This is a genomic window from Erythrobacter sp. JK5 (assembly GCF_018205975.1).
Lineage (GTDB): Bacteria > Pseudomonadota > Alphaproteobacteria > Sphingomonadales > Sphingomonadaceae > Erythrobacter.
Genome location: NZ_CP073577.1, coordinates 265,216 through 278,167 on the forward strand (window position 1 = coordinate 265,216; position 12,952 = coordinate 278,167).

Annotated in this window: 13 protein-coding genes, 1 tRNA gene and 2 pseudogenes; 6 read left to right on the plus strand and 10 right to left on the minus strand. The window is 64.6% G+C overall.

The window, feature by feature from the left end; genetic code table 11:
- The first annotated feature begins 7 nt into the window (after positions 1 to 7).
- The 3 genes from virB11 (at position 8) to KDC96_RS01160 (ending at position 4,918) form a co-directional block, all read left to right on the plus strand.
- Positions 8 to 1,042, plus strand: coding sequence for a P-type DNA transfer ATPase VirB11 (virB11, locus tag KDC96_RS01150; protein WP_212449986.1), 1,035 nt, complete (start codon positions 8 to 10; stop codon positions 1,040 to 1,042).
- A gap of 124 nt (positions 1,043 to 1,166) precedes the next feature.
- Positions 1,167 to 3,368 carry an RNA degradosome polyphosphate kinase gene (locus KDC96_RS01155; protein ID WP_212449987.1) on the plus strand — a complete coding sequence of 734 codons (2,202 nt, stop codon included), beginning with the start codon at positions 1,167 to 1,169 and terminating at the stop codon, positions 3,366 to 3,368.
- The gene (locus tag KDC96_RS01160; protein WP_212449988.1) at positions 3,365 to 4,918 is read left to right on the plus strand and encodes a Ppx/GppA family phosphatase; all 1,554 of its coding nucleotides are present in this window, start codon (positions 3,365 to 3,367) and stop codon (positions 4,916 to 4,918) included. Before KDC96_RS01155 ends, KDC96_RS01160 begins: the two co-directional genes overlap by 4 nt.
- Positions 4,919 to 4,929: 11 nt before the next feature.
- Here KDC96_RS01160 and KDC96_RS01165 read toward each other — a convergent pair.
- Positions 4,930 to 5,801 (minus strand): annotated as a pseudogene (locus tag KDC96_RS01165) (queuosine precursor transporter).
- A gap of 78 nt (positions 5,802 to 5,879) precedes the next feature.
- On the opposite strand from KDC96_RS01165, the gene KDC96_RS01170 reads away from it, so the two are divergent.
- Both KDC96_RS01170 and KDC96_RS01175 read left to right on the plus strand, forming a co-directional pair.
- Positions 5,880 to 5,956 (plus strand) — tRNA-Arg (locus KDC96_RS01170).
- A 251-nt stretch (positions 5,957 to 6,207) separates the two neighbouring features.
- Entirely contained in the window at positions 6,208 to 6,552 is a 345-nt protein-coding gene (locus KDC96_RS01175; protein ID WP_212449989.1) for a hypothetical protein, read from the plus strand.
- Here the strand turns inward: KDC96_RS01175 and KDC96_RS01180 are convergent.
- The 9 genes and pseudogenes from KDC96_RS01180 to leuC form a co-directional block, all read right to left on the minus strand.
- Positions 6,549 to 7,337 (minus strand): NUDIX domain-containing protein, encoded by a 789-nt coding sequence (locus tag KDC96_RS01180; RefSeq protein ID WP_212449990.1) that lies wholly within the window; start codon positions 7,335 to 7,337, stop codon positions 6,549 to 6,551. The two genes, KDC96_RS01175 and KDC96_RS01180, sit on opposite strands and share 4 nt — an antisense overlap.
- Positions 7,338 to 7,668: 331 nt before the next feature.
- A complete protein-coding gene (grxD, locus tag KDC96_RS01185; protein WP_212449991.1) occupies positions 7,669 to 8,001 on the minus strand; it encodes a Grx4 family monothiol glutaredoxin in 333 nt (110 codons plus the stop codon).
- A gap of 42 nt (positions 8,002 to 8,043) precedes the next feature.
- Positions 8,044 to 8,277 (minus strand): BolA/IbaG family iron-sulfur metabolism protein, encoded by a 234-nt coding sequence (locus tag KDC96_RS01190; protein ID WP_212449992.1) that lies wholly within the window; start codon positions 8,275 to 8,277, stop codon positions 8,044 to 8,046.
- Positions 8,278 to 8,280: 3 nt separating this feature from the next.
- Entirely contained in the window at positions 8,281 to 8,604 is a 324-nt protein-coding gene (locus KDC96_RS01195) for a DUF1476 domain-containing protein (protein WP_212449994.1), read from the minus strand.
- Between the two features lie 67 nt (positions 8,605 to 8,671).
- Positions 8,672 to 9,669: pseudogene (locus tag KDC96_RS01200) on the minus strand (NADPH:quinone oxidoreductase family protein).
- 14 nt (positions 9,670 to 9,683) lie between these two features.
- A complete protein-coding gene (leuD, locus tag KDC96_RS01205) occupies positions 9,684 to 10,283 on the minus strand; it encodes a 3-isopropylmalate dehydratase small subunit (protein WP_212449996.1) in 600 nt (199 codons plus the stop codon).
- A 9-nt stretch (positions 10,284 to 10,292) separates the two neighbouring features.
- Positions 10,293 to 10,493, minus strand: coding sequence for an isopropylmalate isomerase (locus KDC96_RS01210; protein WP_212449998.1), 201 nt, complete (start codon positions 10,491 to 10,493; stop codon positions 10,293 to 10,295).
- 46 nt (positions 10,494 to 10,539) lie between these two features.
- Positions 10,540 to 10,944, minus strand: coding sequence for a GFA family protein (locus KDC96_RS01215; protein ID WP_212450000.1), 405 nt, complete (start codon positions 10,942 to 10,944; stop codon positions 10,540 to 10,542).
- Positions 10,944 to 12,374: a 3-isopropylmalate dehydratase large subunit gene (gene leuC / locus KDC96_RS01220; protein ID WP_212450002.1), complete on the minus strand. Its 1,431-nt coding sequence runs from the start codon at positions 12,372 to 12,374 to the stop codon at positions 10,944 to 10,946. Before leuC ends, KDC96_RS01215 begins: the two co-directional genes overlap by 1 nt.
- A 122-nt stretch (positions 12,375 to 12,496) precedes the next feature.
- Here leuC and KDC96_RS01225 point away from each other — a divergent pair, with 122 nt between their 5' ends.
- Positions 12,497 to 12,910 carry a thioesterase family protein gene (locus KDC96_RS01225; RefSeq protein WP_212450006.1) on the plus strand — a complete coding sequence of 138 codons (414 nt, stop codon included), beginning with the start codon at positions 12,497 to 12,499 and terminating at the stop codon, positions 12,908 to 12,910.
- Positions 12,911 to 12,952 lie beyond the last annotated feature (42 nt).

Sequence of the window (12,952 nt, forward strand, 5' to 3'; positions counted from 1 at the left end):
CATCGCCATGCCAGCCGACATCCACAACCTCGCCCCGCAATCCGCCGCAGACCCACCCGGCGGCGAGGGCGATGCCGCGATCGGCAACGGCGAACGCAGCGTCTATCTCGACGCCTACCTTGCTCCGTTCAAGCGCTGGCTCGATCGCGACACGGTGACCGAAATCATGGTCAACCGGCCGGGCGAGGTGTGGATCGAGGATGCCAACGATCCCGGTATCAAGCGGATCGAGACGCCCGAAATCGACGACCGGCTGGTCCAGCGACTCGCCGAACAGGTCGCGCGCGTTTCGCATCAGGGGATCAATCGCGAACATCCGCTGCTGGGAGCGACCTTGCCCGACGGCGCGCGGATCCAGTTCTGCGGACCACCCGCCAGCCGCAGGCACTGGGTGATGGCGATCCGCCGCCATCGCCGGCTCGACCTGCCGCTCGATGCCTATGACACCGGGCCGCTGTCGGGCGAAACGCACATCGAAATGCCCGACGCACAGCGCCAGCCGATCGCCTACCTTCGCGAAGCGATCCGCCACCGCCGCACGATCCTGATTTCCGGCGGCACCAGCACCGGCAAGACCACCTTTCTCAACGCGATGCTCGGCGAAATCCCGCGCGGGGAGCGCGTGGTGCTGGTCGAGGACACGCCCGAGCTCAAGTTTCCGGGCGAAAATTCGGTCGGGCTGGTCGCGGTCAAGGGCGAGCTTGGCGAGGCGAGGGTGACCTCCAACGAACTGTTGCAGGCCGCGCTGCGGCTGCGCCCCGACCGGATCGTGCTCGGCGAACTGCGCGGCGGGGAGAGCGTATCGTTCCTGCGCGCGATCAACACCGGGCATCCGGGCAGCTTTTCGACCATTCACGCCAACTCGCTGCGCGGCGCGCTCGAGCAGCTCTCGCTGATGGTGATGCAGACCGGGATCGGGCTCTCGCGTACCGACACGATCGCCTATGCCGCGAGCGTGATCGACGTGATCGTGCAGCTGGGGCGCGACGCATCCGGCCAGCGCGGCATCACCCAGATCGCCGACAGCCGATCGCTGCTCTGACAGCCAGCGAGTGACAAGGCGTGGCGGGTCATTTACATCCCGCCATGACGCGGTCGGCGCGCGAAAGCGTTCTGACGAAAGCAAATTTGTCCCCGATCTCGCAGATCGGGCGTTCAGGAAAGCGATGAGCAGTCAACCGATCACCACTGAGGAGTTCGCAGCCCGCGAGACACAACCGGCAATTGCCGGGTCGGAGGGCGAGAACTACTTCAACCGCGAACTGTCGTGGCTCGCGTTCAACGAACGCGTTCTGGCCGAAGCCTGCAACGCGCAATATCCGCTGCTCGAACGGTTGCGCTTTCTTGCGATAGCGGGAAGCAATCTCGACGAGTTCACGATGATCCGCGTGTCCGGGCTGGTCGGGCAGGTGCAGCGCGGGATCGACAAGCCCGCGATCGACGGACGGTCACCGAGCCAGCAGCTGGCCGCGATCCGCGAACGGCTGGCGGTGCTGTCCGAACGGCAGCAGGATATCTGGCGCGAGCTGCACGATCGGCTGGCGCTGGCCGACATCCACATCGCCGACGAACAGCGCATCAAGCCGGCCGCCTACAAGTGGCTCAAGGCGTTCTTCATCAACGAGATCCTGCCGATCATCACGCCGCAGGCGCTCGATCCGGCGCATCCGTTTCCGTTCGTCCAGAACGAGGGGATGGGGCTGCTGTTCACGCTGACCCGCAATTCGGATCATGAGCCGCTTATCGAGATGATCCTGATCCCCAGCGCGCTGCCACGGTTCGTCCGGGTACCGAGCGAGGTCAGCGATCCGGGCGAAGCGATCTACATCTCGATCGCGAGCCTGATCCAGCGCTATGCCAAGAAGCTGTTCCCCGGCTTCACGATCGAGGGCGACGGGCTGTTCCGGGTGCTGCGCGACAGCGATATCGAAATCGAGGAAGAGGCCGAGGATCTGGTGCGCACGTTCCGCAGCGCGATCCAGCGCCGGCGGCGCGGCCAGGTGATCCAGCTCGAGTTGGAAGAGGATTTCGATCCGCAGGCCGAAGCGATCCTGCTCGAACAGCTCGGCGTGACCGAGGCCGCCGTCATCAAGACCGATGGCATGATCGGGATCGACGGGCTAGCCGAGATCGTCGACGAGGACCGGCCGGACCTGAAATTCGATGCCTATACCCCGCGCTATCCCGAACGGATCCGCGAACACGATGGCGATGCGTTCTCCGCGATCCGCGAGAAGGACATCATCATCCACCACCCTTACGAAAGTTTCGAAGTGGTGGTCGATTTCATCCGGCAGGCTGCGGCGGACCCGGATGTGGTGGCGATCAAGCAGACGCTGTATCGCGCGGGCGCGCAATCCAATGTCATCAACGCGCTGATCGAGGCGGCCGAGGCGGGCATATCGGTCACCGCGGTGGTCGAGCTCAAGGCCCGCTTCGACGAGGAACAGAACCTCAAGTGGGCGAGCAAGCTCGAACGCGCGGGCGTGCAGGTGATCTACGGCTTCACCGACTGGAAGACCCACGCGAAATGCGCGATCGTGGTTCGCCGCGAGGGCGACGGGTTTCGCACCTATTGCCACTTCGGCACCGGCAATTACCATCCGGTCACCGCAAAGATCTACACCGACCTGTCGTTCTTCACTGCCAATCCCAAGCTGGGCCGCGACGTGGCGAAGATGTTCAATTTCGTCACCGGCTATGTCGAGCCAAAGGGGCTCGATCTGATTGCGATCGCGCCGCTCAATCTGCGCGAGGAGCTGTATTCGCGGATCGACACCGAAATCGCCAATGCCGCGAAGGGCAAGCCGGCTGCGATCTGGTTGAAGTGCAACCAGATCACCGATCAGGGCATGATCGACCGGCTCTACGCCGCCAGCAATGCCGGGGTCAGCGTGGAACTGGTGGTGCGCGGGATCTGTTGCCTGCGGCCCGGCGTTCCTGGCCTTAGCGAGAACATCCGCGTCAAGTCGATCATCGGACGGTTCCTCGAACACAGCCGCATCTTTGCCTTTGCCAATGGCCACGCGATGCCCAGCCCGCAGGCGGCACTGTTCATCTCCTCGGCCGATCTGATGGAGCGGAACCTCGACCGCCGGATCGAATCGCTGATCCCGATCCTCAACCGCACGGTGCACGATCAGGTGCTGCAACAGGTGCTCCTCGCGAACATGCTGGATACCGAACAAAGCTGGTGGCTTCACGCCGACGGCAGCTATTCGCGGGTCGAAAACGTGATGGAAGACGGGGGCAAGCCGTTCAACTGCCACCGTTATTTCATGACGAACCCGTCGCTGTCCGGGCGCGGCGGCGCGCTCGAAGCGGGCGGGGTGCCCAAGCTGTCGCTGCGCCGCGGGCGGACGGGATGAACCTCGCACGCCGAAGAGGGAACCGCGACGGAACGTTCTCGGGCGGCACGCCCGGACGCGCGATCATCGACATCGGTTCGAACACGGTCAGGCTGGTGGTCTATGGCGGGACGATGCGCGCGCCGACGGTGCTGCTCAACGAAAAGGTCACCGCGCAGCTCGGACGCGATATCGCCACCACCGGCAAGCTCGCCGATGAAGCGATCGCCCTCGCGATGCGGGGCCTGCGGCGCTTTTCGCTGCTGCTCGAAGACCTCGGGGTCGACGATGTCCAGACCGTCGCGACTGCGGCGGTGCGCGAAGCGAGCAACCGTGACGATTTCCTCAATCCGCTGCGCGAGCTCGGGTTCGATCCGCGCATCCTCTCGGGCGAGGAAGAAGCGGTGCTGAGCGCGCACGGGGTGCTGGGCGCATTTCCGGGCGCGGCGGGCACGGTGGTCGATCTGGGCGGGGGCAGTCTGGAACTGGTCGAGATCGAGCAGGGCGACACCCACGATGCGGTGTCGTTGCCGCTCGGCACGCTGCGCCTGCCCGAGTATCGCGGAGATTCGCATGCGGCGATGCGCAAGGCGTTGAACAAGGCGCTCAAGAAAGGCGCGCCCGTATCCGCCGGGGACCGGCCGCTGTACCTGGTCGGCGGGACTTTGCGAACCATGGCGGTGTTCGCGATGCAGGAACAGGGCCACCCGCTGTCCGACCCGCACGGATTCGAGCTGACTGCCAGGCAGGCGCGCAAGCTGGCCAGGGCGCTGGCGCAGGAGACCCCGGAAAGCCTCAACGCCCGCGATCGCATCACCTCGATGCGCGCCGAAAAGCTGCCCGATGCCGCCGTGCTGCTCGAAGCGCTGCTGGCGCGGCTTTCGCCGAGCCGGGTGGTGTTTTCATCCTGGGGCCTTCGCGAAGGGCTGGTGTTCGACGGGCTCGAACCGCATGCCCGTGCACAGGACCCGTTGCTCGCCGGGGTAAGCGTGTTCGCGACCCAGCGCGGTGCGCCGCCGACGCTCGCCGCCAAGATCGCGGCCTGGACCGTCGATGCCGCCCCGGCCCGCGCGCATGGCAGCGAACGCTTGCGGCTGGCCGCCACGATGCTGGCGCTCGCATCGATGCAGATCGAGCCCAACATCCGGATGCCGCAGGCGATCGACTGGGCGCTGCACAAACGCTGGATCGCGGTCGACAGCCGCGACCGGGCGATGCTGGCCGCCGCGATTGCCGCCAACGGCAACCATCTCGACCTGCCGGGCGATCTGCACGAGCTCGCGGGGGAGGACGCGCTCGAGGAGGCGATCCGCTGGGGGCTTTCGGTGCGGCTGGCGCGGCGGCTTGGCGGACGATCGGCGCGGTCGTTGCAGGTCAGCCGTCTGATGGCGCGCGACGGCGAGCTGGTCTTGCGGCTGGCCCGAAGCCACAGCGACCTGTTCGGCATTCCGACTGAAAAGGACCTGCAGCTGCTCGCGGACCGGCTCGGCCTGCGCTACCGGGTCGAGATCGTCCCCGATGATGAGGTCCGTGCCGGGGGCGAGGCACCCTCCGAAATGGCGGTGGAATAAGCCCGCACCGTTCAGGTCGAAGAGCGGGTCGTCGAAAACGGTGAAAAGTCGGTATCCATGTCGAACAGCTCGACACCCTCGGCCTTCTTCAGCTTGCCGACCACCAGATAGGTGACCGGCGTCAACAGCGCTTCCCACACGACCTTGAGCAGCCAGTTGGTGATCATCACGATGATCACCGCTTCGGTGGTCCAGATGCCGAGGAACGCGATGGGGTAGAAGATCAGGCTGTCGACGCCCTGTCCCACCACGGTCGATCCGATCGTGCGGGTCCACAGTGCCTTGCCCTGCGTCCACACCTTCATCTTCGCCATGACGTAGGAATTGACGAACTCCCCCGCCCAGAACGCAGTGATCGAGGCGAGAACGATCCGCCAGGTGCTGCCGAACACGGAAACATAGGTCTGCTGGCAGATCGAGCCGGCGACGGCATCCGGCTGCCCCGCATTTCCAGCGTATCCGACGCCGCACAGGCCCAGCCGTCGAACGCGGGCAGGCTGACCACGACGAAGCTCATGAAGGCGAGGAACAGCATCGCGGCGAACCCGGTCCAGATCACCCGCCGCGCGCGGGCGAAGCCGTAGATTTCGGTCAGGATGTCGCCGATCACGTAGCCGAGCGGGAAGAACAGGATTCCCGCGCCGTAGATGAACACGCCATCGGCCGCCGGCCACCATCCCTCGGGCCAGAACGGAACCTCGACGAAGGTCAGCTTGGCTGCGCCGATGATATTCGACAGCAGCAGGATCGCCACGAACGACGCCATAACGAGATCGTAGTAGCGGAACGCCACCGGCGCATGGCTGGTCGCGACGATCCCGTCATCGGGATCGCGGTCGAACACGGCGGCGGGGTCTGGTGCGGTGGTTTCTGGCTTATCCATCGGCGCAGCAATTACCTCTGTTTGAACCCGACGCAAAGCGCGCTAATGCGCTCCCGGTCCTTCTTGCGGGAAGGACGCGCGCCCGTAGCTCATCTGGATAGAGCGCGAGACTTCTAATCTTGAGGCAGCAGGTTCGAGTCCTGCCGGGCGCGCCAATTTCTGTTTTCTTTGCCTCAACCGCCGGCGTTCGCATCCGCTCACTTGGCTTTTCTCGCTCACGCGACCTGAAGGTCGCATCGCTGCGGGCGGGCGGTCGCCCTTGCGAACCCTTCGGGTTCGAGAAGTGCCGCAATCGGTCGGTTCGCCGCAAGCTGCGCACAGTTTGAGTGTATGGGCCCCTATGACAGCCTCCGTTCAGCTTGGGATGGCGAGCGTGGTCGCCCCCGCAGAATCAGGAGACCTCCCGATGGCCCGCATTGTCCTTTCCGCGCTCGCAGCGACCGCCACTCTGGTCGCCGCCCCGCTTGCCGCGCACGATCGCATCATCGTCGACGGCTACCGCGCGCCGCCTTCGCCCAACAACGACAGCAACAAGTGGTGGCTCGATTACAAGACCGATATCAGCGAGGCGAAGCGCGAGTTGCGCAGTGATTTGCGCCGGGCGACCGATGAAGAGGATCGTCGCGATGCCTACGCGGAATACCGCCGCGAAATCGCCGATGCGCGCTACGATTACAGCAAGGAGATGAACGAGCGCGGCTATCGCGTGGTCAATTTCCGCGAGAACCGGCGGCTGATGGCGCGGCGCTAACCGCGCGCCACCGTCTCGAGCAGTTCCTGCGTCACGGGATAGCCGGCGTCTTCCAGGATCGTCAGCATCGGCTTGCCGCTGCTGGTGTCGATCTGCGGGACGATGGTCTTGACCGGGATCGCCTTGGCCTGTGCGCGCGCCTCTTCGAAACTGGCGAACAGCGCGAGCCGTTCGAGATTGCGGCGGGTCGGGAAAATCAGCTTGATCTCACCGCGTTCCGCCATGTCGAGCGCGCCCTGCGCGCTGGTCCAGAACAGCCGCGTATTTTCCGAGTTGTCGACCGCGATATCGACCGCTCCGGTGCCGAGATCGGCGAGGTAGAACCGGGTGTCGTAAACGCGCGGAATGTTCTCGTTCTTGGGGAACCACCGGGCAAAGGGCACGATCTGGTCAAGATCGAGCGTCCAGCCGAACGCATCGAGCACCGGGGCGAGGGCGCCCGTCTGATCCAGCATAGCGCGTGCCGCAGCGGCCGTTTCGGCGGTGATGTCGCCAGCAAGACCGAGCGCCAGCCCGGTCTCCTCCAGAGTCTCGCGCACTGCGGCAACCTGATGCGCCGCCTCGTCGGGCGCGATCGCGCCTGACGTATCGGCAGAGATCGTCGCGCCCAGCTCGAAATCCTCAGGATCGACCCGGCCGCCCGGAAACACCGCCATGCCGCCTGCAAAGACCATGGTGCGCGACCGCACGGTCATCAGCACTTCGGGCGCTCCGCCGTCAGGGGCGTTGCGGAAGATGATGATGGTTGCAGCGGGAATGCCGTCTGGCTGGGAAGTGTTCGTCATTGCCGTGCGTGATGGCGCGATGTGCGGTCAATGCCAAGGGGCGAGCGCGGCAATCACCCCGTTCTGTCGGTTCGCTTTACATCTCCGAAGCCGGTTAACGCACGGAAACCATCCAAGTATCTGTTTTCGTGGAAACTGATGTTTTTGGCACGGGGAGTGCATAGTGCTGGATACCCCAAGTGGTCTTCAAATCGAGGCGAGATCTTCCTGGTCTCTGGGTCTTGCCTCCCCGTTAAAAAGAACCGCCTCGCGAATGTGCCGCGAGGCGGTTTTTTTTTGGGGCTACCCTGGCTGGCTTGCGCAGCCCGAACGAGCTGCGGACGACAGGAAACTAGCCTTCGGCCTTGGCGACGTTGTTCTCGTCGAGCATCTGCTGCAATTCGCCGGCCTCGAACATCTCCATCATGATGTCGCTGCCGCCAACGAATTCGCCCTTGACGTAGAGCTGCGGGATCGTCGGCCAGTCCGAATAGCTCTTGATCCCCTGGCGGATCTCCATGTCCTGCAGCACGTCGACGCTCTCATACGCCACGCCGCAATGCTCGAGGATCGCCACCGCGCGGCTCGAAAAGCCGCATTGCGGAAACAGCGGGGTGCCCTTCATGAACAGCACGACGTCGTTGTCGCTGACGAGGGACTGGATGCGGGTGTTGGTGTCAGCCATGATGCGTTGGCCTTCCTGAATGGGGTGTGCGCCTGATGCGGATTACGTGGGGACCACGGTGGTGACTTGCAAGGCGTGCAGCTCGCCGCCCATCTTCTCGCCGATCGCCGCGTAGACCAGCTTGTGCTGCTGCACCCGGCTCTTGCCCGCGAACTGCGGTGCGGTGACTTTCGCCGCCCAGTGATCGTCGTCCCCGGCGAGATCGGTCAGTTCGACCGTCGCACCCGGCAGGGCCGCGAGGATCGCAGCCTCGATATCGGCGCGCTTCATCGGCATCGATCAGCTGTCGCTCATCAGCTGACGACGGGCCTCGATCATCATTTCTTCGAGCTTGGCGCGGATGTCGGCTTCGCTGACATCCTGTTCGGCGGCGGTGAGATCGCCGAGCAGCTTGCGGATCACGTCTTCGTCTCCCGCCTCTTCGAAATCGGCCTGAACCACCGCCTTCTTGTAGGCGTCGGTTTCTTCTTCGGTGAGACCCATCAAACCCGCTGCCCATTCGCCGAGCAGGCGGTTGCGGCGCGCCGCGATCTTGAACGCGTTTTCCTCGTCGAACGCGAATTTGGCTTCTTCACCGCGTTCGCGGTCCTTGAAATCGGTCATGAGTCCCTCCGGAATGTCCTGCCATGAAAATAGGGTGGCGCGAGCGCGGCGACAAGCATTCGCGCCGCTATTCCATCGTGACGACGAGCTTGCCCACGGCCTCGCGGTTTTCGAGCTTGGCGATCGCATCGCCTGCGCGCTCGAGCGGGAACGTCTCGGAGACCAGCGGATCGATCGTGCCCGCCCGCATCATTTCGAACAGCTCCTCGACCTGCGCGCGGAACTTCATCGGTTCGCGCGCGGTGAAGGCGCCCCAGAACACGCCGCAGATATCGCAGCTCTTGAGCAGCGTGAGGTTGAGCGGCATCTTCGCGATTCCCGCCGGGAAGCCGACCACCAGGAACCGGCCCTCCCACGCGATGGAGCGCAGCGCGGGTTCGGAATATTGCCCGCCGACAATGTCGTAGACGATGTTTGCGCCGGTCGGTCCGCAGGCTTCCTTGAACTTGCTGGCGAGCTCCTTCGACGCGGCCTTGTCCATTTCTTCGCGCGGGTAGATCACGACCTCGTCGGCCCCGGCTTTGCGCGCGACGTCGCCCTTGGCTTCGCTCGACACCGCCGCGACCACGCGCGCGCCGAATGCCTTGGCGAGCTCGACTGCCGAGAGGCCCACGCCGCCCGCCGCGCCGAGGATCAGCACCACGTCACCCGCCTTTATATGCCCGCGATCCTTCAGCCCGTGGATCGTGGTGCCGTAGGTCATCAGCAGCGACGCGGCTTTCTCAAACGGCACGCCGTCGGGGATCGGGAACATCCGGCCCGCCGGGACCACGACCTTCTCCGCCAAGCCGCCATTGCCGATCCCGGCCATCACCCGGTCGCCGACCTGGTAGTTCTCGACTCCTTCGCCGATCGCCTCGATCACGCCTGCCAGTTCGCCGCCGGGCGAATAGGGTCGCTCGGGTTTGAACTGGTAGAGATCGCGGATCATCAGCGTGTCGGGATAGTTGATCGCGCAGGCCTTCACATCGACCAGCACTTCGCCTTTGCCGGGGTTGGGACCTCGACCTCGTCGAGCGTCAGCGTCTCGGGGCCGCCGACTGCGTGGGTGCGGATGGCTTTCATGGGTCTTTCCCCCTTCAGATATTCGTGCCGTGGGTGAGCCAGCCGTGCGCCGCGCCGCGCTGGCTTTCAAATCGTGCGATTTCGGCCTGCCGCTCCAGTGTCAGCGCGACCTCGTCGAGGCCGTTCAGCAGGCAGTGCTTGCGGAACGGATCGATCTCGAAAGTGAAACGATCCTGGAATTCGGTGGTAACGGTCTGCGTGTCGAGGTCGATATCGATCGGATGACCGTCGCGCGCGACTTCGAGCAGCCGGTCGACCGCTTCCTGCGGCAGAACCACGGGCAGGATCCCATTCTTGACCGCATTGCCGGAGAATATGTCGGAATAGCTCGGTGCGATCACCGCGCGGATGCCGAGATCGCCGATCGCCCAGGCGGCGTGTTCGCGGCTCGACCCGCAGCCGAAATTGTCGCCCGCGATCAGGATCGGCGCACCAGCGAAATCCGGGTCGTCGAACACGTTGCCCGGCTCGGCCCGGATGCTTTCGAACGCGCCTTCGCCTAGTCCCTCGCGGGTGATGGTCTTGAGCCACCTGGCCGGGATTATGATGTCGGTGTCGACATTCTTCGCGCCGAACGGGATCGCCCGGCCTGCAATGCGCGTGAGGCTATCCATCCGATTGCCTCAGTCGGTTTCCGGGTTCTCGCCCGAGGGGATCGGGCCGGGCTGGGCCGGCTCGTTCGGCTTCTTCTTGAAGCGCTTGCCCGCATAAAGGAGCGCGGCAGCGATGGCGGCTGAGCCGATCGTGGCGACCGCGCCGATGGCTGCCTTGTTGGAGGCGGATTTCTTCGACGTATCGCCGGAGGATTTGTCGTTTTTCGTCATGGGAGGCTCATGCGCTGCACTTATGGCGTTTGCAAGGCGTCACCGATCAAAGAAACACATCACTGCCCAGACAACCGACGGGACGGCGATACGCGGCTGCGGTTTCCCCGAACCAGTTGCGCCCATCGAGAGTGCGGGCTTCGATGCCGCTCAATTCCGATGGCTCGAATATCCGCATGTTCACGCCGACACGGTCGCCATCGTGATACTCGGTGAGGGTCCAGTGGGTGGTCGTTCCGCAGGTGCGGCAGAAATGCATTTCGACCGCTGGCTTCTCGTAGTCGGCGCGCCGGTAGTTTGCGGTCTCGCCTTCGACGCTCACTTCGGCAGAACAGAAGTAACCCCACGCTCCGCCGGACTTGGCGCACAGCGAGCAATCGCACAGATTGACGTATTCGGGTCTTCTAGAGAGCGTGACCGTGACCGCGCCGCAGTGGCAACCGCCGGTCATCAATCCAGCTCACGCACATCCGCCAGCCGCCCAACCACCGCGGCCGCGGCCGCCATCGCGGGCGATACCAGATGCGTTCGCGCGCCGGGGCCCTGTCGACCGACGAAATTGCGGTTGCTGGTCGATGCGCAGCGTTCGCCGGGCGGGACCTTGTCTGGGTTCATGCCGAGGCAGGCCGAACAGCCCGGCTCGCGCCATTCGAAACCTGCGTCGGTGAAGATCCGGTCAAGCCCTTCTTCCTCGGCCTGCCGCTTCACGAGCCCGGAACCCGGCACGACGATCGCCCAGCGCACGTTAGGCGCCTTTGAGCGCCCCTTGAGCACCTCTGCGGCGGCCCTCAGGTCCTCGATCCGGCTGTTGGTGCAGCTGCCGATGAAGATGTTCTCGACCGGGATATCGGTCATTTTCGTCCCCGGAGTCAGGCCCATGTAATCGAGGCTTTTGCGCGCGGCGGCGCGCTTCGATTCATCGGCAAAGCTGTCGGGCGAGGGCACTTCGCCGCCGATCGCCACGACGTCCTCCGGGCTGGTGCCCCATGTGACGGTCGGCTGCACTTCGGACGCGTCGATCACGACCGATTTGTCAAAACTCGCGCCCGGATCGCTGTGCAGCGTCCGCCAATAGGCCACCGCCGCAGACCACGCTTCACCCTTGGGCGCCATCGGGCGGTCCTCGAGGTATGCGAATACCGTGTCGTCGGGCGCGATCAGCCCGGCCCGCGCGCCCGCCTCGATGCTCATGTTGCAGACCGTCAGGCGCTGCTCGACGCTCATCTCCTCGAACACGCGCCCGCGATATTCGATCACGTAGCCCGATCCGCCCGCCGCGCCGATCACGCCGATAATGTGCAGGATCAGATCCTTGGCGGTCACGCCGGGGCCGAGCGCGCCCTCGACCCGCACTTCCATCGATTTCGAGCGTTGCAGGAGCAGCGTCTGCGTCGCCAGCACATGCTCGACCTCGCTGGTGCCGATCCCGAAGGCCAGCGCGCCGAGCCCGCCATGGCTCGCCGTGTGCGAGTCGCCGCAGACGATGGTGGTGCCGGGCAGCGAGAAGCCCTGCTCGGGGCCGACCACGTGGACGATTCCCTGCTCGGCATCGGCATCGCCGATATAGCGGATGCCGAAATCGGGAGCGTTCCTTTCCAGCGCGGCGAGTTGCGCAGCGCTTTGCGGGTCGGCGATCGGAATCTTGCCGCCCGAACCATCCCGCCGCGCGGTGGTCGGCAGGTTGTGATCCGGCACGGCCAGCGTCAGTTCGGGGCGGCGAACGGGACGACCGGCGATCCGCAAGGCCTCGAACGCCTGAGGGCTGGTCACTTCGTGGACGAGATGCCGGTCGATATAGATCAGCGCGGTGCCATCCTCACGCGTTTCGACCACGTGATCGTCCCAGATTTTCTCGTAAAGCGTGCGTGGGCGGCTGGCCATGATCGATGAACTATCCCTTCGACGACCCGATTAGCGGCGCGGGGGCAACACTGGCAAGACGCTGTGCGCCCGCGCAGCGTTTTGTCATGGAAACGAAAGAGTTTCCTGCATAACTGACACATATGTCAGCAGCACCCGCATCTTCCCGATTCGCGTTTCCGATCAAAGTCCTGCCGGAGGACATCGATTTCATGGGGCATGTGAACAACGCGCGGTACCTGAACTGGGTGCAGGACGCGGTGCTGGCGCACTGGAACAAGCTGGCCCCGGCAGAAGAGGTCGCGAGCAAGGCGTGGGTCGCGCTCAAGCACGAGATTACCTATCGCAAGCCGGCGTTTCTCGAAGATGATGTGATCGCGCAAACCGTCCTTGAGCGGTACAACGGTGCGCGCGCCTTCTATCACACCGTGATCCAGCGCGGCGAGGAAGTGCTGGCCGAGGTTAAATCCTCGTGGTGCTGCATCGACGCCAAGACTCTGCGGCCCGCGCGGATCGGCGAACACATGCGCGAGTTCTTCTTTCCCGAAGGTGAGTAGCGGCCGGCGCGCAAGCGAAATCCACAGTCTGCGCGATTGCAG

What these genes read in the sequence shown, in the direction of transcription:
- virB11 (WP_212449986.1), top strand. Translation starts at nt 8, where the DNA reads ATGCCAGCCGACATCCACAACCTCGCCCCGCAATCCGCCGCAGACCCA.
- KDC96_RS01155 (WP_212449987.1), top strand. Translation starts at nt 1,167, where the DNA reads ATGAGCAGTCAACCGATCACCACTGAGGAGTTCGCAGCCCGCGAGACA.
- KDC96_RS01160 (WP_212449988.1), top strand. Translation starts at nt 3,365, where the DNA reads ATGAACCTCGCACGCCGAAGAGGGAACCGCGACGGAACGTTCTCGGGC.
- KDC96_RS01175 (WP_212449989.1), top strand. Translation starts at nt 6,208, where the DNA reads ATGGCCCGCATTGTCCTTTCCGCGCTCGCAGCGACCGCCACTCTGGTC.
- KDC96_RS01180 (WP_212449990.1), bottom strand. Translation starts at nt 7,337, where the DNA reads ATGACGAACACTTCCCAGCCAGACGGCATTCCCGCTGCAACCATCATC.
- grxD (WP_212449991.1), bottom strand. Translation starts at nt 8,001, where the DNA reads ATGGCTGACACCAACACCCGCATCCAGTCCCTCGTCAGCGACAACGAC.
- KDC96_RS01190 (WP_212449992.1), bottom strand. Translation starts at nt 8,277, where the DNA reads ATGCCGATGAAGCGCGCCGATATCGAGGCTGCGATCCTCGCGGCCCTG.
- KDC96_RS01195 (WP_212449994.1), bottom strand. Translation starts at nt 8,604, where the DNA reads ATGACCGATTTCAAGGACCGCGAACGCGGTGAAGAAGCCAAATTCGCG.
- leuD (WP_212449996.1), bottom strand. Translation starts at nt 10,283, where the DNA reads ATGGATAGCCTCACGCGCATTGCAGGCCGGGCGATCCCGTTCGGCGCG.
- KDC96_RS01210 (WP_212449998.1), bottom strand. Translation starts at nt 10,493, where the DNA reads ATGACGAAAAACGACAAATCCTCCGGCGATACGTCGAAGAAATCCGCC.
- KDC96_RS01215 (WP_212450000.1), bottom strand. Translation starts at nt 10,944, where the DNA reads ATGACCGGCGGTTGCCACTGCGGCGCGGTCACGGTCACGCTCTCTAGA.
- leuC (WP_212450002.1), bottom strand. Translation starts at nt 12,374, where the DNA reads ATGGCCAGCCGCCCACGCACGCTTTACGAGAAAATCTGGGACGATCAC.
- KDC96_RS01225 (WP_212450006.1), top strand. Translation starts at nt 12,497, where the DNA reads ATGTCAGCAGCACCCGCATCTTCCCGATTCGCGTTTCCGATCAAAGTC.